This window comes from Candidatus Brevundimonas phytovorans (assembly GCA_029203145.1).
In the GTDB taxonomy this organism is placed as follows: domain Bacteria; phylum Pseudomonadota; class Alphaproteobacteria; order Caulobacterales; family Caulobacteraceae; genus Brevundimonas; species Brevundimonas phytovorans.
Window position 1 is genome coordinate 39,875 of record CP119309.1, and the last position, 18,117, is coordinate 57,991.

Genomic DNA, 18,117 nt, shown 5'->3' on the forward strand with positions numbered 1-18,117 from the left:
TCCCTCTCCCGGCGGGAGAGGGCTTGAGCCTCGGAGAGCCGAAGGCGATCCGCTAAGGCGAAAGGGTGACGGGCTGCGGCGTCAGTCGCTCCTAGCCGTGACGCAACGGCATACGCCGACGGCTAGGAGCGACCCTCATCCGGCCCTTCAGGCCACCTTCTCCCATCGGGAGAACGGCTATGCGGGACATCAGGCGCCAAGCCAGCGTTGCAGAATCTCCGCCGTGTCCTGACCGACTTCCAGCGGGGCGGGGCGGCGCACCGAGCCGGGCGTGGCGGACAGCTTGGGGAAGACCCCCTGCATGGCCACCTTGCCCAGAACCGGGTCCTCGACCTCGATGATGGCGTCGCGCGCGGCGAAATGCGGGTCGGCCATCATGTCCTCGGCGTCAAAGACGCGGCCCGCCGGGACGGCGTGTTCGATCATCAGGTCTTCCAGCGCCTGAACCGTCAGGGTCGCGGTCCATGCGCCGACCAGCACGTCCAGTTCCGCCTGATGCTCGCCGCGCGCCAGATGGGTGGCGTAGCGCACGTCGGTCGCCAGTTCCGGCCGACCCATGGCCAGGCACAGGCGCGCGAAGACGGCGTCCTGATTGGCGCCGATCAGGTATTCCCCGTCCGAGCAGGGATAGACGTTCGACGGGGCGATCTTGGGCAGGACCGAGCCGGTGCGGGTGCGCTTGTGGCCGTTGACGGCGTATTCCGGGATCATGCTCTCCATGACCTGCAGCACGCTTTCATACAGGGAGCTGTCGACCACCTGGCCCTGTCCGGTGCGCTCACGATGTTGCAGCGCCGCCAGCGCGCCCATGCAGCCATAGGTCGCCGCCAGGGTGTCGCCGATCGACACGCCGACGCGCGACGGGGCGCGGTCCGGCTCGCCGACGATGCCGCGCCAGCCGCCCATGGCCTCGCCGATGCCGCCAAAGCCGGCGCGCGACGAATAGGGTCCGGTCTGGCCGTAACCCGAGACCCGCACCACGATCAGACGCGGGTTGGTGGTCATCAGATCGGCGGGGGCCAGGCCCCACTTCTCCAGCGTGCCGGGACGGAAGTTCTCGATCAGGATGTCGGCCTGGGCGATCAGATCGCGCGCCGTCTGCTGGCCTTCGGCCGAGCGCAGGTCCACGGCGACCGAGTACTTGTTGCGCGCGATCACCCGCCACCAGGTCGGCGTCTCGCCCTGGCCCCAGTGCCGCATCGGATCGCCGACGCCGGGGGATTCCAGCTTGATGACCTCGGCGCCCATGTCGCCCAGCAACTGACCGCAGAAGGGACCGGCGATCAGCTGGCCCATCTCGACGACCTTCAGCCCGTGCAGGGGGCCGTTCAGCGGTTGGCTGGTCACGGGCGCATTCTCCAAAACGTCAATTAATCTTACAATCACTGGCCGGGGGCGGTCGGAAAGTCAACGCGGAGACAGGGCTTGTGATTGCCAAATAAATTGACAAAACTTCCCCTTCGACTTGGGAGAGATCGGCCTCAGCCGACAGACTGGGAAACGTCATGCTGCTTCATATCGTGGCCAGCCCCAAGGGGGAAAGGTCGGCGTCGCGCGCCCTGGCGAACCGCTTCATCGCCACCTGGCGGGACCGGAACCCGGATGCGGAGGTCGACACCCTGGCCCTGTTCGAGGAAGACCTGCCGCGCTTTGAGGCCGAGCACGCCTTTCGCAAGTTCGCGCCCATCTTCGGCGAAGCGGTCTCGCCCGAGGCCGATGACGCCTGGCGCATGGTCACTGACGCCGTGGCTCGGCTGGACCGCGCCGACCGCATCCTGCTGTCATGTCCGATGTGGAACTACAGCATCCCCTGGGCTCTGAAACTCTATCTCGACATCATCGTCCAGCCGCGCGTGACCTTTGGCTACAAGGCCGACGAGATGCGCCACGTCGGCCTGCTGCGGAACCGGCCCCTGCAGATGATCCTGACGCGGTCGTCGACGATGGCGGGCGACCATGTCGATTTCCAGTTGCCCTATCTGAAGCACATCTTCGAGACCATCGGCATCCGCGACATCCGCGCCCTGGTCGTCCCGGCCACGACCCAGCCCGACGCCGAGGCGCGTCAGGCCTATGTCCGCAGCTTCGAGGCCCAGGCTGACGCCGCGGCCCGCGCCTTCTGAGACCTCTCATGCATCCCAGCCATTTCGCCGCCCTCACGCCCGACAAGCCCGCCGTCGTCATGGCGCGAACGGGCGAGGTCGCCACCTTCCGCCAGATGGACGAGGCCTCGAACCGCGCCGCCCATCTGTTGCGCGCCCTGGGGCTGAAGCCCGGCGACGCCGTGGCGGTCTGTCTCAGCAATACGCCGGACTACTTCGCCCTGGCCTGGGCGGCGCAGCGGTCGGGGCTGTATTTCGTCGCTCTGTCGTCGCGGTTGACCCTGGCCGAGGTCGACTATATCGCCCGCGACTGCGGGGCCAGGGTGCTGATCGCGGGCGCCGACCTGCCCCATACGCCGGCCCTGCCCGAGGGCCTGTCCGACCTGATGCTGTTCTCGCTGGGCGGCGTGGTCCCCGGCTATCGCGTCTGGGAGGACGAGGCCGCGCAACAACCCGTCACCCGCATCGCCGACGAGGTCGCGGGCGGCGAGATGCTCTATTCCTCGGGCACCACGGGACGGCCCAAGGGCATCCGGCCGGAACTGCCCAAGGACGGCGACATCAACGCCCTGCCGATGACCGCCCTGGTGGCCAAGACCCGCTTCGGCGTGGACGAGGCCAGCGTCTATCTGTGCCCGGCGCCCCTCTATCACGCCGCGCCGCTTCGCTGGTCGATGGGGGTGCAGCAACTGGGCGGCACGGTGGTGCTGATGGACAAGTTTGACGCCGAACTGGCCCTGGCGGCCATCGACGCGCACGGCGTGACCCACAGCCAATGGGTGCCGACCCATTTCATCCGCATGCTGAAGCTGCCGGAGGAGGTGCGCGCCCGTTACGACGTCTCGTCGCTGAAGCTGGCCATCCACGCCTCGGCACCCTGCCCGGTGCCGGTCAAACGGGCCATGATCGACTGGTTCGGCCCGATCCTGATCGAGTACTACGCCGGGACCGAGGGCAACGGCATGACCATCATCAACTCCGAGGAATGGCTGAAGAAGCCCGGCTCGGTCGGTCGCGCCAACTTCTGCGTGGTCCACATCTGCGACGATGAGGGCAACGAACTGCCGCCTGGCGAGATCGGGAACATCTATTTCCAGGGCGACCACCCGTTCGAATACCACAACGACCCCGAGAAGACGGCCACCGCCTATGACGCGCGCGGCTGGACCACCCTGGGCGACGTCGGACGGCTGGATGAGGACGGCTATCTGTTCCTGACCGACCGCAAGAGCTTCATGATCATCTCGGGCGGGGTGAACATCTATCCGCAGGAAATCGAGAACCTGCTGATCCAGCACCCCCGCGTGGCCGACGCCGCCGTCATCGGCGCGCCCTGCCCGGAGATGGGCGAGCGGGTGGTGGCGGTGATCCAGCCCGCCGACTGGGCCGACGCCACGCCGGCCTTCGCCGCCGAACTGTCGGCCTGGGCGCGGCAGTCGCTGTCCGGGATCAAGGCGCCGCGTCAGTTCGACTTCATGCAGGAACTGCCCCGCCACGACACGGGCAAGCTCTACAAGCGCCTGATCCGGGACGAGTACTGGAAGGCCGCGCAGACGGCCTGACGACCGCGCCACCCCTTCCCCCACCACTCGGAGAACCGTCTTGATCGAGCTGCACGGATGCGACACGCCCAATGGGCACAAGGTGGCGATCATGCTCGCGGAAACGGGGCTTGAGCACCGCACCATCAAGTACAACCTGTTTGAAGGGCGCCACCTGACGCCAGCCTTCGGTGCGATCAATCCCAACCGCCGTCTGCCCGCCATTGTCGACCATCAGCCCATCGGGGGCGGCGAGCCCCTGGCCCTGTTCGAGTCGGGCGCCATCCTGCTGTACCTGGCCGAGAAGTCGGGCCGCTTCCTGCCCGCCGCGCCGCGTCTGCGGCACACGGCGGTGACCTGGCTGATGTGGCAGATGGCCAGCCTGGGGCCGCAGCACGGTCAGGCCCACCACTTCCTGCGCTACTGCCCGGCGCCCGACGACTATCCGGTTCAGCGCTACACGCGCGAGGCGCGACGCCTGTTCGACGTCCTGGAGGCGCGGTTGTCGGAGGTCGACTATCTGGCCGAGGACTACTCCATCGCCGACATGGCCTGCTGGCCCTGGGTGCGCGCCAGTCGCGCCATCGACATGGACGTCGCCGAATGGCCGCGGCTCAAGGCCTGGTTCGACCGTGTCGGCGCCCGCGAGGCGGTGAAGACGGCGGGCGTCGTCGCCGCCGATCACCCGGCCGCCGCCCGCCACATGACGCTGACGGCCGAGCAGTGGTCCGTCCTGTTCGGCGACAAGATGCTGTCGGCGGTGCGCGAGGGCGCCTGACGCGCCGAGGTTTCTGACGACCTTCACCCAAATGAAAACCCCCGCTGGTCGAACCAGCGGGGGTTTTGTCGTCGGACTGAAGTGTGGCTCAGGCGGCGGGCTGGGCCGCAGCCTCCTCGTTCCTGTCATTGTCCTGAACGGCGGCGATGATGGCCTTGCGGGTCAGCAGCAGCAGGCTGACGCCGACCGTCAACGACACCGCCGTGACCAGGGCCAGGGCCTTGCCCAGGCTGGTCGGGCCGTTGAACAGGTGTTCGCTGATGAAGCCGACGATCAGGGGGCCCAGACCCATGCCGGCCATGTTGGCCACCAGCAGGTAGATGGCGGTCATCCGGCCGCGCATCGAGGCGGGCGTCAGGATCTGCAGCGTGCCGGCTTGCAGGCCGCCGATGGTCGAGACCGTGGCCATGCCGACCGCCGCCAGGATCAGGGCGAGGGTCGTGTCGCTGACCAGATAGGCGCCGATCATCAGCGGGAACTGGATGACGGCCGAGGCCAGGACGATCCGCACCGGGGCGTCGGGGTGGCCCCGCTTGGCCGAACGGTCGGACAGCAGGCCGCCGACGGCCAGGCCGATGGTGCCGAACAGGCCGATGATGACGCCGAACGCCAGACCCAGATGGGCCGGGCTCATGCCGTGGGCGCGGGCGAAGTGGACAGGCGCCCACAGCATGGCGCCATAGGCCGCGATGACCATGAAGGAGTAACCGATGACCACGCCGGCGAAGGCCGCCTTGTGACGCAGGGCCAGGGCCCACAGGGCGCTGAGCGGCGGGGCCTTGGCGGCGCCGCGACGACGCGAAGCCTCGCGCACCGTCAGCAGCATGACGGCGGCCAGCGGCACGCCCAGCAGACCGACGGCCACGAAGGCCAGACGCCAGCCGGTCAGGTCGCCCCAGGGCAGGGCCACATTGGTCTTCATCGCCCAGGCGACCAGCACGCCGCCGAACAGCATGGCCACGCCGCCGCCCAGCGACACGCCCATGTTGTAGAGGCTGACGGCGAAGCCGAGGCGCTTCTTCTCGAAGCGGTCGGCGATGGTGGAATAGGCGGCGGGCGACAGGGTCGCCTCGCCGATGCCGACCATGGCGCGGGCCGCCAGCAGGGAGGCGAAGCCGCCGGCGAAACCGCTGGCTGCGGTGGCGGCGCTCCAGCCGAGGACGCCGAAGACCATCAGGTTGCGACGGTTGCTGCTGTCGGCCAGGGCCCCGAAGGGAATGCCCATGATCGAATAGAGCAGAACAAAACCGAAGCCGACCAGCAGGCCGACCTGGGTGTCGCCCAGACCCAGTTCCGTGCGGATCGGCTCGATCATCAGGCTGATCAGGACGCGGTCCATGAAGGACAGCATGTAGGCGACCATCAGGATCAGGACGACATAGATGGCGTAGGCCGGGCGGGGACGCGCGGCGGGGGTGGTGGCGGCGGCGGAAGCGGAAGTCATCCGCGGTCTCCTGTACTGAACTGAAGCGAGAGGGCGGACATCAGGCCGCCGCCGATATCTGGGCGTACCAGGCGGTGAGCGGGGCGGAGTCGAAATATTCGTCCAGGCGAACGATCACGCCGTCCTGAACCTGACAGATCAGGCTGGCCGCCAGTTCCAGAACCGGCCCCTTGACGTGGGTGGCCCGCAGCCGGTGTTGCTGGACATAGCCGCCGGGGAAGGTCTGGACCCGGCGGTTCTGATAGAGGCGTTCCGAGGTCTTGCCGACAAAGCCGGACAGAACGTCGAGGTTGGCCTGACGATCGACGCCGACGCCGGCGGTGTTCAGCCAGACGACGACGGCGGGATCATAGCAGGCCTTCACCGTCTCGATGTCGCCGGCCTCAATGGCCGCGATGAAGCGGTCGGCGAGGGCGCGGACGGCGGTGTCTTCGGATTCGGTCATGCGTTGAACGCCAGCTTGAGGCCGGGCTCGGCCCAGCGCGTCTTGAACAGGGTTCCGGTCGAGGAGCCGGTGATCCAGGCGTCCTTCATGTCGGCCCCGCCGAAGCAGATGTTGGTGGTGACGAAGTCGGGGACCGGGACGTGCGTGGCCTCGCCGGTCGGCGCCGCGACGGTGATGCCGCCGTTGATGCCGGTGGCGACGCAGACGTCGCCGTTGGCCTGAACGGCCAGGCTGTCGAAGGGCCGGTAGTCGGACAGGGTCAGGACGTGGCGGCCCGGCAGATAGGCGGCCGCGGCGGGCGCCAGAACGCCCGGCTCGGTCACGTCATAGGCCCAGAGGCGGCAGGTCCAGGTCTCGGCGACATAGAGGGTCTTGCCGTCCGGCGACAGGCCGCAGCCGTTGGGCCATGAAATCCGGTCGCGCTGCCGCGAGATGAAGCCGCCGTCGGTCCGGGCGTAGTAGATGGCGCCATAGTCGCGGGTGGTGTCGTTTTCCTTGCCCAAGTCCGTGAACCAGAAGCCGCCCTGGCTGTCGAAGACGATGTCGTTGGGCGCGCTCAGCGGGCGGCCGTCGCATTCGGTATAGAGGGTCTCGACCGCGCCGGTGGTCAGGTCGACGGCCTGGATCGAACCGCCGGCGTAGTCGCTGGCCGCGCCGTGGGGGACCGTCAGCCCGCCGTCGAGGTCGACCCAGCCCAGGCCGCCGTTGTTGCAGACATAGACGCGCCCGTCCGGGCCGATGGCGGCGCCGTTGGGTCCGCCGCCCAGGTGGGCGACGACGGTGATCTGCCCGTCCTGCGCGACCCGGCTCAGGGTCTGGCGTCGGATCTCGACGAGCAGCACCGAGCCGTCGGCCATGGCGATGGGGCCTTCGGGAAACTGCAGACCTGTAGCGACGGTTTCGAGGGACATGGAGGGCGTTCCGGTCAGACGACGGATCAGACGATGGGGTGGTTGATGGGCAGGCCGAAGTGGCGGCGGCCGACCTGTTCGCGGGCGATGTCCCAGTCCCAGAAGGCGTGGGAGGTGACGGTCGCCAGGTCGCGCCAGAAGCGTTGCAGCGGCTGATCGTGGTGGTAGTTGGAGGAGCCGGCGTTGGCCATCATGTTCTGCGACACCTCGCGGCCGGTGCGCGCCAGATAGCCGGCCGAACCCTTCAGGCTGATGCGATCCTCGGTGGTGAAGCCGCTCTGGATCAGGGCCTCGGTGCGGGCCACATGGGCGCGGCCCAGAATGTCGACCGCCTGGGTTCCGACCTGCATTTCGCCCAGGACGATGTGGGTGTGCTGCTGGTCCTTGACTACGGCCCCCGAGAAGTTGCGCACGCGGCGGTCCACGATCTCCTCAAAGGCCGACAACGCGCCCTTCAGCCCGCCGGTCAGGACGGGGACGATGGTGGCGTAGGCCATGGGGACCAGGGGAATGTCATAGAGCGGGTTGGCGTGCAGGGCCGTGCCCTCGGTCGGTCCCTTGCGCAGATCCACGCCGTCGATCGAGCGATAATGGGGGACGAAGACGTCGTTCACGACGATGTCGTTCGAGCCGGTGCCGGCCATGCCGCTGAAGCGCCAGGTATCGTTCACGCTGACGTCGGCGACCGGCATGATGAAGCTGCGCGGGGTCTTTTCCGGCGTCATGCCCGAGACCATGACCCAGTCGGCGTGCATGACGCCCGAGCCCCAGGGGGCGCTGCCGGTGATCCGCCAGCCGCCGTCGACCGGTTCGGCCTTCATGGTCGGCGCGGTCGCGGCGGGCAGCAGGACGAAGCCGCGCGGGCCGAACAATTCTTCCTGCGCCTGCGGGGTCAGCTTGGCGGCGTAGAGGTTGTGGCCGATGTAGAAGGCGGCGATCCAGGCGGACGAGACGCAGCCCTGGGCCAGGGTGTCGACCACCTCGAACATGGTCTTCAGGTCGGACTCGGCGCCGCCCCAGCGTTTGGGGACCAGCATCTGTATGAGACCTGCATCGATCAGGTCGGAAATGGTGTCGTCATGGGGGCGGCGCAGCGCCTCGGTCTCGGCCGCACGGGCCTTGAGCACGGGCAGCAGCTCGCGCGCCCGACCGATCAGTTCGGCGGAGGTGGTCATGGGGAACTCGGATTTTGTCGGTCAGAACGAAGAAGAGGCCGGCGCCTTGCCGCGCCGGCCTCGGGGTCGTCAGAAGTTGAAGCCGAGATCGACGCCGATTTCACGCGGCGGCTGATAGACCCGGGCGGCGAGCAGGGGCCCCACGCCGAAGGTGTTGTTGATCACCACCTCGTCCGTCAGGTTCTTGCCCCACAGGCTGACCCGCCAGCGGCCGTCCGGCAGTTCCAGCGCCAGGCTGCCGTCGACGATGGTGTTGGCCTTGCGCAGCGCCAGATCCGAGGTCGCGTTCACGACGTTGAAGCTGGTGTAGAGGTCGGTCACGTGACGCACGCTGGCTTGGGCCGTCACCTGGCCGAACTCATAGCCCTGCTTGTAGTTGAAGGTGACGCTGTTGCTCCACTTGGGCGCATAGGTCATCGGCAGGTTCGAGCGGTCGATCACGCCCTTGCCGTCGCCCAGATCGGCCACGAAGTCGTCGAAGCCGGCGTCCAGGTAACCGACCGAGGCTGTGACGGTGAAGGCGTTGGTGACGACGGCCGTGGCCTCGGCCTCGAAGCCCGAGATCTTGGCGCTGCCGACGTTGGCGACCAGGGTCTGGTTGATGGTGGTGTTGGGGATGACCTGCTGGACGCTCTGCTGCATGTCCTTGTAGTTGCTGGTGAAGACCGCAGCGTTCAGGCGCAGGCGGCGGTCGAGCAGGTCGCTCTTCACGCCAATTTCATAGGAGTCGACGCTCTCGGAATCATAGGGACCGACGGCGGCGAAGGTGCCCGCGCGACCATTGAACCCGCCCGCACGGAAACCGCGCGAGTACTGAGCGTAGGTCATCAGGTTGTCCGACCATTTGTAGTTGACGGCGAACTTGGGCGAGAAGTCGTCGAAGTCGGCGTCAAACGTATCGGAGTTCGGGAAAAAGAGCGGCTGGGTGGTGAAGGTCTTCTTTTCCGAGCTGTAGCGGCCGCCGGCCGTCAGGGTCAGGCCCGGCAGAACCTCGTAGTCCGCCTGACCGAAGACGGCCAGGGAGTCCGCCTTCTGGCTGCTGATGGCGGTCGATCCCGCCGTCGGGCTGCCGAAGACCAGGCCGAACTGGCCGGTGGAGATGTCGTACTCCTGGGTCATGTAGTAGGCGCCGACCACATAGTGCAGCGGGCCGTCGGCGTTCGAGGCCAGGCGGAACTCCTGGCTGAACTGGTCGTGGGTTTCGTCGCGATGGACGGTCAGGAAGTCGAGGTGGGTGGCGTCGAAGTCGCTGAGGATGTTCGACTTGGTGTTGCGATAGCCGGTGATGGAGGTCAGCGTGACCGGACCCAGGTCCCAGTTGGCGTTCAGCGCCAGGCCATAGGCTTCCAGGTTCGAGAAGACGTCGTCGCCGATGTGGCTCAGGTAGGGATCGCCGTCGGCGTCGGCGGGCTCGCCATAGCTGGGCAGAAGCATGGTGGGCAGGCTGGCGTTCTGCAGGCCCGGACCCGTGCCCTTGTCCTTGGTGTAGTCGACGATCAGGGTGGCGTCGAAGGTCGCCGTCGGCGTCCACAGCAGGGCGCCGCGTCCCGAGACGACATCCTGGGCGCCCATGTCGCGACCGTCGTCGTTCTTGGTGTAGCCGTCATAGGTCTTGGTCAGGAACGAGAACTTGCCGGCCAGTTGATCTTCGATCAGGGCGCCTTCAACCCCGGCGCGCAGTTCCTGGCGACCGTTGGAGCCGAAGGTGGCCTGGGCGCGGGCGCCGAAGTCGAACGAGGGACGACGCGACTGGACGCTGACCACGCCGCCGATGGTGTTGCGGCCGTACAGCGTGCCTTGCGGACCGCGCAGGATGGTCACGCCGTCGATGTCGAAGAAGTCCTGAACCGCGCCGACGTTGCGCGACAGGTAGACGCCGTCCAGCTCGACGCCGACCGAGGGCTCAAAGCTGGATTCGACGTCGGCGAAGCCGAGGCCGCGAATGAAGAAGGCGCTGGCGAAGGGATAGGCGCCGACGGGCGCCAGAATCACGTTGGGGATCTTGCCGTCCAGGCTGACCAGGCTCTCGACCTTGCCGTCGGCCAGGGCCTCGGCGCCGAAGGCGCTGACGGCCAGCGGCACGTCCTGCAGCTTCTGTTCGCGGCGCTGGGCGGTGACGACGATGTCGCCGACGGTGGCGACTTCGGCCGCTTCAGGCTGGGCGCTCGACGCGTTCTGAGCGATGGCGGGCGTGGCGCAGGCGGCGGCCAGCGCGACGCCGCACTTCAGCCAGTATGACAGTTTCATTCTTTCCCTCTCCCTGTGTTTCTCGTTCTGAATGCGAGATGGGGAGATTGGCGCACCAGTTGGCTATCTTGTCAAACTATCTGACGAGATACGGCAACTAATTTGACAAAAAATCTGGACTCGCCGTTTTGGGCGAGGGCGCGGTTTTCACGATGCTCGCAAAGGGTGCGGCGCGGACGGCGGGGTCGCGCGCCTGGCTCAGCCGCGCGCCCAGACGCCGAAGGGGTCGCTCCACGGCAGGCCCAGGGCCTCGGCCACGGCGGGATAGGTGATCTCGCCCTTCAGCACGTTCAGGCCGCGCGCCAGATGCGGGTCCTGCTTCAGCGCCGCCAGCCCCTTGTCCGCCAGGGCCAGGCCGAAGGGCAGGGTGGCGTTGTTCAGGGCCTCGGAGCTGGTGCGCGGCGCGGCGCCGGGCATGTTGGCGACGCAGTAGTGGACCACCCCGTCGATGACATAGGTCGGATCTTCGTGGGTCGTCGGCTTCGAGGTCTCGAAGCAGCCGCCCTGGTCGATGGCCACGTCGATCAGGACGCTGCCCGGCTTCATCGACTTCAGCTGATCGCGACGGACCAGGGTCGGGGCCTCGGCGCCGGGCACCAGCACGGCCCCGATGACCACGTCGGCCTTGACCAGTTCCTCCTCGATGGCCCCGATCGAGGAATAGCGGGTGATGACGCGGCCGCCGGTCAGTTCGTCGATCTCGCGCATCCGGGGGATCGATCTTTCCAGCACCACCACCTCGGCGCCCAGGCCCATGGCCATGCGCGCGGCGTTCAGCCCCACGACCCCGCCGCCCAGCACCAGCACCCGCGCAGGGGCCACGCCCGGCACGCCGCAGAACAGCAGCCCCATGCCGCCGTTGTGCTTCAACAGGGTCTCGGCGGCGGAAAAGACGGCGATGCGCCCGGCCACTTCGGACATGGGGGCCAGAAGCGGCAGGCCGCCGTTCCTGTCCGTCACCGTCTCATAGGCGATGGCCGCGCATTTCGAGGCCAGAAGGCCCTGGGTCTGCTCGGGATCGGGCGCGAGATGCAGATAGGTGAAGAGGATGTGGTCTTCGCGCAGCCGGGTCCATTCCACGGCCTGCGGCTCCTTGACCTTCACGATCATGTCGCTGTCGGCGAAGACGGTCTCGGCGTCGGCGACGATGATCGCACCCGCCTTCCTGTAGTCCGCGTCGGCGAAGCCCGCCCCCAGCCCGGCGCCCGTCTCGATGCGGACCTCATGGCCGTGGGCCACGTATTCGCGCGCCGCCGTGGGCGTCAGGCCGACGCGGTGTTCATTGGTCTTGATCTCGCGGGGGACGCCGACACGCATGGGCCTGATCTCTGAACGGCTGGCCCTCAAGGCAGGGCGGAGCGAACGCTAAACCCGCGCCGATGAATCGACCAGTGGCGATGCGGGGGTTTGTGACGGGCCTTGCGGTCCAGTCCCGCTCTTCCAACTTCAAGGGTGAAGCTTTCGGGGGCACGGCATGTTCGACGATGATGCGGCCTGGCTGGTTCTGGCCCTGCTGGCGGCTCTGGTCGCCGTACCGGGGCTGCTAGCGGGCGGGGCGCCGCTCTTGCCGCTGTTTCTGGCGATGACAGGTCTGGCCTGCGCGGCCCATCGACCCAGCCGCGTTTTTGCGCTGGAGAAGGCGAACGCAGCCTTCAGCGGCTCGGCGCTGCGGACTGTGGCCATCCTGACCGGGGCCTTGCTGATGTTCCAGCTGATGCCGTTTGAACTGGCCCTGCTGATGGCGGGCGACGTGCTGGCCTATGTCGAGGTTCTGGCCGCCGTCAGCCTGATCGCCGCCCACGCGCGGCTGCCGTTGATCAAGGCCCGGCTGCGGGACCGGTTGGCGATCATGGTCTCGCGGCTCCGGCGGCGTCCTGCGGCCCGGGCGCGACGCCGGGCTTCCCGTCTGCGACGACCCGCCAGGCCCGCGAGCGAAGACGGCGACAGGGCGTGGGCGCTCGCCTGACAATCAAACCCCCGCCGCGCGGCGCGCGACGGGGGCAGACGGTCTGTGAAAGGCCTGATCCTAGTTCTTGGCGTCCTTGGCCGCGTCTTCGACGGCTGAACCGGCCGCTTGGGTGTCCTTGCCGACACCGGCGATGGTGTTGCAGGCGGCGGTGGTCAGAAGGGCGGCGGCGGCCGCGAGAACGAACAGTTTGCGCATGGTCGGCTCCTGTGGAGGGGCGGGCGCGACGGGGCGCCCTCGTTGAAATCAACGCCGGTGCGGCGCCGGGGTTCCTGCCAAGCTGTCATCGCTCCGAGCGTTCGGGCGCGGCGCCGACAGGGGCTTCAGGCGTGGCGAAGGTCAGCCGCGCGATGGAGCCGCCGCCGGGGGCCTCGAGCATTTCCGCCTGACCGCGCAGTTGCTTGGCGAAGGCGTTCATCAGGGTGCGGCCGACGCCCGCCGTATCGCTGTCGGCGACGCCCGGACCGTCGTCCTGGACCTCCAGAATACTGGTCTCGTCCATGATCTTGAAGCGGACCCTGAGGTCGCCGCCGCGCCCGGCGAAGGCGTGCTTCTGGGCGTTGGAGACGGCCTCGACCAGCCACAGGGCCACCGGGGCCAGCCGATCCGGGTCGATGATGATGGCGTCGGCCTCGACCGTGCTGGTCACGAGCGGGCCGCGCATGGCCTCGCCCGCGATCAGCTGTCCCACCAGTTCGGTCAGGAAGGTGCGCGAGTCCGCCGCGCGAATATCTTCGGACTGGTAGAGGGTGCGGTAGATCAGGGCCAGGGCCGTGATCCGCTGACGCGTATCGCCCAGGGCCGCGCGCGCCGCCGGGTCGGCCACCGCCCTCTGCTGCATCGACAGGAGGGACGAGATGATCTGCAGGTTGTTCTTCACCCGGTGGTGGATTTCGCGCATCAGCGCGTCCTTCTCGTCCAGCGAGTCCAGCAGGTCCTTGTCGCGGCGGGTGATGGTGTCGCCCAGGGTTCCCAGGGTGCGGGCCAGGACGCGGATTTCGGCCGGCGCGTGCTCCGCCTGGACTGGACGCACCGAGAACCGGCCTCGCGCATAGATGGCGGCGACCCGCTCCAGATAGACCAGCCAGCGGATGACGACCCGCTCCGACAGCAGCATGACCGCCAGGAAGGCCACCAGCCAGGCCGCCAGGGGCAGAAGGAAGGAGCCGATGGGATTGAGACGCGCCCAGGACAGCAGCCCCGAGGCCGGCGCCGACAGCAGGACGAACAGGTCGCGGCCAGCCAGCGCCGTCCCCGCATAGACGCGTTTGCGGCCACGGTCGTCGCGGCCTTCGAACAGGGCGGCGTCGCCCTGGCGCGCATCCTTGACCCAGGCCGCAATGGCGCGATCGTCGCTGAAATCGGCGGGATTGGTGGCGACCAGGATGCGGCCCATGGCGTCGGTCAGGGCCGACTGGGCGCCAGGCGGCAGGGCCGGGTCGCGGATGTCGGGCTGCAGCGCCGTCAGCGGGATCACCGCCGCGATCGCGCCCTGGAAGGCGCCCAGCGGCCGCTCGGACCGGACAGCGACGATCAGCGAGGCGGGGGCGTCGGGGGCGCGGGCCACGACCATGTCCTCGCCCATCTTCAGTCGCTGATACCAGTCCTGGCCGCGCACGTCGGCGGGCGGCAGGGAGGGCGCAACGCCCGGGCCGGGACGCGAGGCGCAGACGGGTTCTCCGGTCGCGCTATAGCGATGCAGGGCCGACAGGGCGTCGAGCCGCCCCACCAGGGCGGTCAGTCGCGGCTCGCAATAGAAGCCGGCCGCCTCGGGCGCCAGGGCCTGGAGCAGGACCACGGTGCTTTCGATGCGGGCCTTGGCGTCGGCGGCGCTGCGTTCAGCCGCCAACTGCAGGTCGATGCGACGATCCTCGGCCTGACGCCGGAACTCGGCCTGGGTCTGGACGCCGCTGAGGATGAGGATGGGCAGCAGGGCCACGGCCATGGCCAGACCCATGCGGAAGCGAATGCCGTGAACGCTCGGTCGACCCAGCCGAAAGCCCCATGCGCGGGCGAACCGCACCACGCGCCGTCAGCCCTGCCTGGCGCCGCTCAGCCTGTCGGCGTCGGCCAGAATCGAGCGCATGGCGTCGCCGGCCGCCTTGCCGTCGCGGCCATATCCGCCGCGCTCCAGCGTCGCCGCCAGGGCCTTGCGGGCGCGCGACACGCGGCTTTTCACCGTGCCGACGGCGCACTGGCAGATTTCCGCGGCCTCCTCGTAGGCGAAGCCGCCGGCGCCGACCAGGATCAGGGCTTCGCGCTGTTCCTCGGGCAGGGTCTTCAGGGCCTGACGCAGTTCGTCCAGCGCAACGGGCGCCTCGGGGTCGTCGACCGCCACCAAGGTCCGCTCGGCGGCTTCCTGATCCAGCTGGGTCTGGCGCCACGACCGGCGCTTTTCCGAATAGAACTGGTTGCGCAGGATCATGAAGGTCCACGCCTTCATATTGGTGCCCATCTGATAGCTGGCCCGAGCGTCCCAGGCCTTCATCATGGCTTCCTGGGCCAGATCGTCGGCGGCGGTGGGATCACCAGTCAGGGTGCGGGCGAAGGCGCGCAGGTGAGGGATCAGCGTCACCAGTTCCTTTTTGAAACCGGCGTCGTCGGCAGAGGCCGGTTTGGGCGGCGCGCTGGAGATGCTCACTGCCCCTCCTTGGTCGACGACCGCTCGTCGGCCCGCCGCAGGATGTCGAGAAATTCGTCGGGAACCGGCTCGTTCACCACCTGGTCGAACATGTGGCGCAGCTTGACGCCGATGGCCTGCTGCCGCAGGCGCACTTCTTCCAACCCGTTGTCCTGGGACGCGGATGCGTCAGGACGCGAGGTGGTTTCCTTGGATTTGATCATGGAGTTTCGGCCGCCACCCAAGCCTGGAGTAAGGTTCATGGAAGCCGAAAACGCCGCTTCCCTTCAAGAGTTCCTAGGCCTCCGCGTTTTTATGCTCAAGCTTGCGCGACGGGTTTGGAACCGTTGCGCCTCCGACACGTTCTGGCACTCTAGGGCGTCTTCAGATCGGGGACGCCGACTGTCGGGGAATTATGTATGAGTCTACTGGCTAGGCTGGCGCCGCATCTGCCCTATGTCCGTCGCTATGCGCGGGCGCTGACGGGCGATCAGATCACCGGCGATAACTATGTGCGCGTCGCGCTGGAGGCCCTGGCCGCCGGCGAGCGGCAACTGCCCACGGACATGACGCCGCGGGTCGCCCTCTATCATGTCTTCCACGCCATCTGGTCTTCGACCGGCGCCCAGCTGGAGGACGTCAGCGGTCTGGAGAACGGCGATGACGCCTCCCGGCGCCTGATGCGTATTTCGCCGCGCTCGCGCCAGGCCTTCCTGCTGACCGCCCTGGAAGGCTTCACGCCGTCCGAAGCGGCGCAAATTCTCAGCGTCGACCCGCGCACGGTCGAGCGCCTGATCGCCGAGGCCCAGACCGACATCGACGCCGAACTGGCCACTGACGTCCTCATCATCGAGGACGAAGCCATCATCTCGGCCGACATCGAGAGTCTGGTTCGGGAACTGGGTCATCGCGTCACCGGCACCGCCACCACCCACGATGAGGCGGTCGATGCTGTCACCCGCCACCGTCCAGGTCTGGTGCTGGCCGACATCCAGCTGGCCGACGGCTCGTCGGGCATCGATGCGGTCAAGGACATCCTGAAACGCTTCGACGTGCCGGTCATCTTCATCACCGCCTTCCCCGAGCGGCTGCTGACGGGCGAACGGCCCGAGCCGACCTTCCTGATCACCAAGCCCTTCCAGCCGGAAACGGTGAAGGCGGCGATCAGCCAGGCCCTCTTCTTCCATCCGTCGCGTCAGAAACAGGCCGCCTGATGCCCTGACGCGGTCGGCCGGGGCCCCGATGGTTCGCCGTCGGGGCCTTGTCGTGTCACGATCAGGCCGACGGCGCGGCCGGGACGGCAGGGCGTGAGGGGGCGTCAAAGGGGGCGGAATCCTCGCGCGTGCCGCCGGCGTCGGCATTGACGCTCTGGAAACCCCCATTGCTCAGCAGCCACATGCCCAGCAACAGGACGGCCGCAGCCCCGCCGGACACGATCAGCAGCCACAGGATGCGCTTTCCGCCCCGACCCTGCCGTACATACTGAGCCTCGATCGGCGCATGGTGTTCGACGGCGTCGGCGGAATGGGAATGGGGATCCTGGTGGGTCATTGCGGTCTCCGGTCGGCCTCTCCTCTAATGGTCTAGCAACGCCGCCCGGCCGGTCGTCGTTCCGGGGCGGGCCTTTTCGGCCGGACTGGAACCGGATCGGCACAGCATCGTTACCGGAGTGCGGAGGCGACAAAGCCCCCCTGACTTGACCGGTTCGCCGGTCCGTCGCCTCTGCTCCTCATTCTCGATGATGCCACCTTCAGGCGGACCCGAAACGGTCCGCCTTTTCTTTGAAAGCCCTCTCGACAGCGGCGCAGCATCCGCCACTATGAGTTCTCAAAGAAAACGCATTGGAGACGCGCCATGAGCCTTCGCAATCGTCAGTGGGTTCTTCGCCAACGGCCCCAGGGGCTGATCAAGGACGGCGATCTTGAACTGATCGAGACGGCGGTTCCCGACCTGAAGGACGCCGAGGTCCTGGTCCGCACCATCTACCTGTCGCTGGACCCGACCAACCGCACCTGGATGAACGACAGCCAGGGCTACCTGCCGCCCGTCGCCCTGGGCGAGGTCATGCGCGGGCTGACGCTTGGCGTGGTCGAACAGTCGAAGTCCGACCGCTTCAAAGCGGGCGACATCGTCACCCCCCTGTCGGGCGGCTGGGCCGACTATGCGGTGGTCCATGAACAGGGCCTGCGCCCGGTGCATCGCGCGCCCGGCATGCCGCTGACCGCCAACCTGTCCGTCCTGGGGATGACGGGGCTGACCGCCTATTTCGGCGTCACCGACGTGCTGAAGGCCAAGGCGGGCGAGACCCTGGTGATCTCGGCGGCGGCGGGGGCGGTCGGCTCCATCGCCGGTCAGGTGGCCAAGCAGCGCGGGGCGCGCGTCATCGGAATCGCCGGCGGGCCTGAGAAGTGCCGCTGGCTGACCGAGGAGCTCGGCTTCGACGCCGCTGTCGATTACAAGAACGAGGACGTGGGCGAGGCCCTGGACCGTCTGGCGCCCGACGGGATCGACCTGAATTTCGAGAACGTCGGCGGCGACATCATGATCGCCGTGTGGAACCGGCTGAACGTCCATGCCCGCATGGCCGTCTGCGGTCTGATCTCGTCCTACAACGCCACGCGCATGCCGCCGTCGCCGAACTTCAGCCGGATCATCACCCATCGCCTCGACGTCCAGGGCTTCCTGGTGCTGGACTACGCCCACCGGGCCCGCGAGATGGTCGCCGAGATGGGGCCCTGGCTGTCCGACGGGAAGATCAAGTGGAAGGTCCACGTGGATGACGGTCTGGAGGGCGCCGTGACCTCGCTGAACCGCTTGTTCACGGGCGACCATGACGGCAAGCTGCTGGTTCGGGTGTCGGAAGAGCCCGCCGCCTGAGGAGGCCGAGG

At 67.9% G+C, this 18,117-nt stretch carries 17 protein-coding genes and 1 pseudogene; 6 read left to right on the forward strand and 12 right to left on the reverse strand.

Annotated elements, in window-relative coordinates; all coding sequences use genetic code 11:
• Positions 1–91 precede the first annotated feature (91 nt).
• A pseudogene (locus P0Y52_00170) lies at positions 92–1,347 on the reverse strand (CoA transferase).
• A gap of 158 nt (positions 1,348–1,505) precedes the next feature.
• Between P0Y52_00170 and P0Y52_00175 the strand changes: the two are divergent.
• From P0Y52_00175 to P0Y52_00185, 3 genes are read left to right on the forward strand one after another with little or no spacing between them, the layout of a single operon-like run.
• A complete protein-coding gene (locus P0Y52_00175) occupies positions 1,506–2,123 on the forward strand; it encodes an NAD(P)H-dependent oxidoreductase (GenBank protein ID WEK57988.1) in 618 nt (205 codons plus the stop codon).
• A gap of 8 nt (positions 2,124–2,131) precedes the next feature.
• A complete protein-coding gene (locus P0Y52_00180) occupies positions 2,132–3,664 on the forward strand; it encodes an acyl-CoA synthetase (protein ID WEK57989.1) in 1,533 nt (510 codons plus the stop codon).
• A gap of 40 nt (positions 3,665–3,704) precedes the next feature.
• Positions 3,705–4,421, forward strand: coding sequence for a glutathione S-transferase N-terminal domain-containing protein (locus P0Y52_00185; GenBank protein ID WEK57990.1), 717 nt, complete (start codon positions 3,705–3,707; stop codon positions 4,419–4,421).
• 88 nt (positions 4,422–4,509) lie between these two features.
• On the opposite strand, the gene P0Y52_00190 is transcribed toward P0Y52_00185, so the two are convergent.
• The 6 genes from P0Y52_00190 to ald all read right to left on the reverse strand — a co-directional run bounded on the left by P0Y52_00190 (position 4,510) and on the right by ald (position 11,960).
• Positions 4,510–5,865 carry an MFS transporter gene (locus P0Y52_00190; protein ID WEK57991.1) on the reverse strand — a complete coding sequence of 452 codons (1,356 nt, stop codon included), beginning with the start codon at positions 5,863–5,865 and terminating at the stop codon, positions 4,510–4,512.
• Between the two features lie 40 nt (positions 5,866–5,905).
• A complete protein-coding gene (locus P0Y52_00195) occupies positions 5,906–6,310 on the reverse strand; it encodes a nuclear transport factor 2 family protein (GenBank protein WEK57992.1) in 405 nt (134 codons plus the stop codon).
• Positions 6,307–7,221, reverse strand: coding sequence for an SMP-30/gluconolactonase/LRE family protein (locus P0Y52_00200; protein WEK57993.1), 915 nt, complete (start codon positions 7,219–7,221; stop codon positions 6,307–6,309). The genes P0Y52_00195 and P0Y52_00200 overlap by 4 nt, the downstream gene beginning before the upstream one ends.
• A gap of 26 nt (positions 7,222–7,247) precedes the next feature.
• Positions 7,248–8,396, reverse strand: a complete 1,149-nt coding sequence (locus tag P0Y52_00205) for a hypothetical protein (GenBank protein WEK57994.1) — start codon at positions 8,394–8,396, stop codon at positions 7,248–7,250.
• Positions 8,397–8,465: 69 nt separating this feature from the next.
• Complete coding sequence (locus P0Y52_00210) at positions 8,466–10,643, reverse strand: TonB-dependent receptor (GenBank protein ID WEK57995.1); 2,178 nt, start codon at positions 10,641–10,643, stop codon at positions 8,466–8,468.
• Positions 10,644–10,841: 198 nt separating this feature from the next.
• Positions 10,842–11,960, reverse strand: coding sequence for an alanine dehydrogenase (gene ald / locus P0Y52_00215; protein ID WEK57996.1), 1,119 nt, complete (start codon positions 11,958–11,960; stop codon positions 10,842–10,844).
• Between the two features lie 157 nt (positions 11,961–12,117).
• Between ald and P0Y52_00220 the strand changes: the two genes are divergently transcribed.
• The gene (locus tag P0Y52_00220) at positions 12,118–12,609 is read left to right on the forward strand and encodes a hypothetical protein (protein WEK57997.1); all 492 of its coding nucleotides are present in this window, start codon (positions 12,118–12,120) and stop codon (positions 12,607–12,609) included.
• Positions 12,610–12,669: 60 nt separating this feature from the next.
• Here the strand turns inward: P0Y52_00220 and P0Y52_00225 are convergent, their stop codons facing one another.
• The 4 genes from P0Y52_00225 to P0Y52_00240 form a co-directional block, all read right to left on the reverse strand.
• Complete coding sequence (locus P0Y52_00225) at positions 12,670–12,807, reverse strand: entericidin A/B family lipoprotein (protein ID WEK57998.1); 138 nt, start codon at positions 12,805–12,807, stop codon at positions 12,670–12,672.
• A gap of 85 nt (positions 12,808–12,892) precedes the next feature.
• Positions 12,893–14,566, reverse strand: a complete 1,674-nt coding sequence (locus tag P0Y52_00230; GenBank protein ID WEK59419.1) for a sensor histidine kinase — start codon at positions 14,564–14,566, stop codon at positions 12,893–12,895.
• Between the two features lie 75 nt (positions 14,567–14,641).
• Positions 14,642–15,250: a sigma-70 family RNA polymerase sigma factor gene (locus P0Y52_00235; protein WEK57999.1), complete on the reverse strand. Its 609-nt coding sequence runs from the start codon at positions 15,248–15,250 to the stop codon at positions 14,642–14,644.
• Positions 15,247–15,453, reverse strand: coding sequence for a NepR family anti-sigma factor (locus P0Y52_00240; GenBank protein ID WEK58000.1), 207 nt, complete (start codon positions 15,451–15,453; stop codon positions 15,247–15,249). The genes P0Y52_00235 and P0Y52_00240 overlap by 4 nt, the downstream gene beginning before the upstream one ends.
• A 195-nt stretch (positions 15,454–15,648) precedes the next feature.
• Between P0Y52_00240 and P0Y52_00245 the strand changes: the two genes are divergently transcribed.
• Complete coding sequence (locus P0Y52_00245; protein WEK58001.1) at positions 15,649–16,443, forward strand: response regulator; 795 nt, start codon at positions 15,649–15,651, stop codon at positions 16,441–16,443.
• 61 nt (positions 16,444–16,504) lie between these two features.
• Here P0Y52_00245 and P0Y52_00250 read toward each other — a convergent pair whose 3' ends face one another.
• Positions 16,505–16,780: a hypothetical protein gene (locus tag P0Y52_00250; GenBank protein WEK58002.1), complete on the reverse strand. Its 276-nt coding sequence runs from the start codon at positions 16,778–16,780 to the stop codon at positions 16,505–16,507.
• Between the two features lie 303 nt (positions 16,781–17,083).
• On the opposite strand from P0Y52_00250, the gene P0Y52_00255 reads away from it, so the two are divergent.
• Positions 17,084–18,106, forward strand: a complete 1,023-nt coding sequence (locus P0Y52_00255) for an NADP-dependent oxidoreductase (GenBank protein ID WEK58003.1) — start codon at positions 17,084–17,086, stop codon at positions 18,104–18,106.
• Positions 18,107–18,117: the final 11 nt, after the last annotated feature.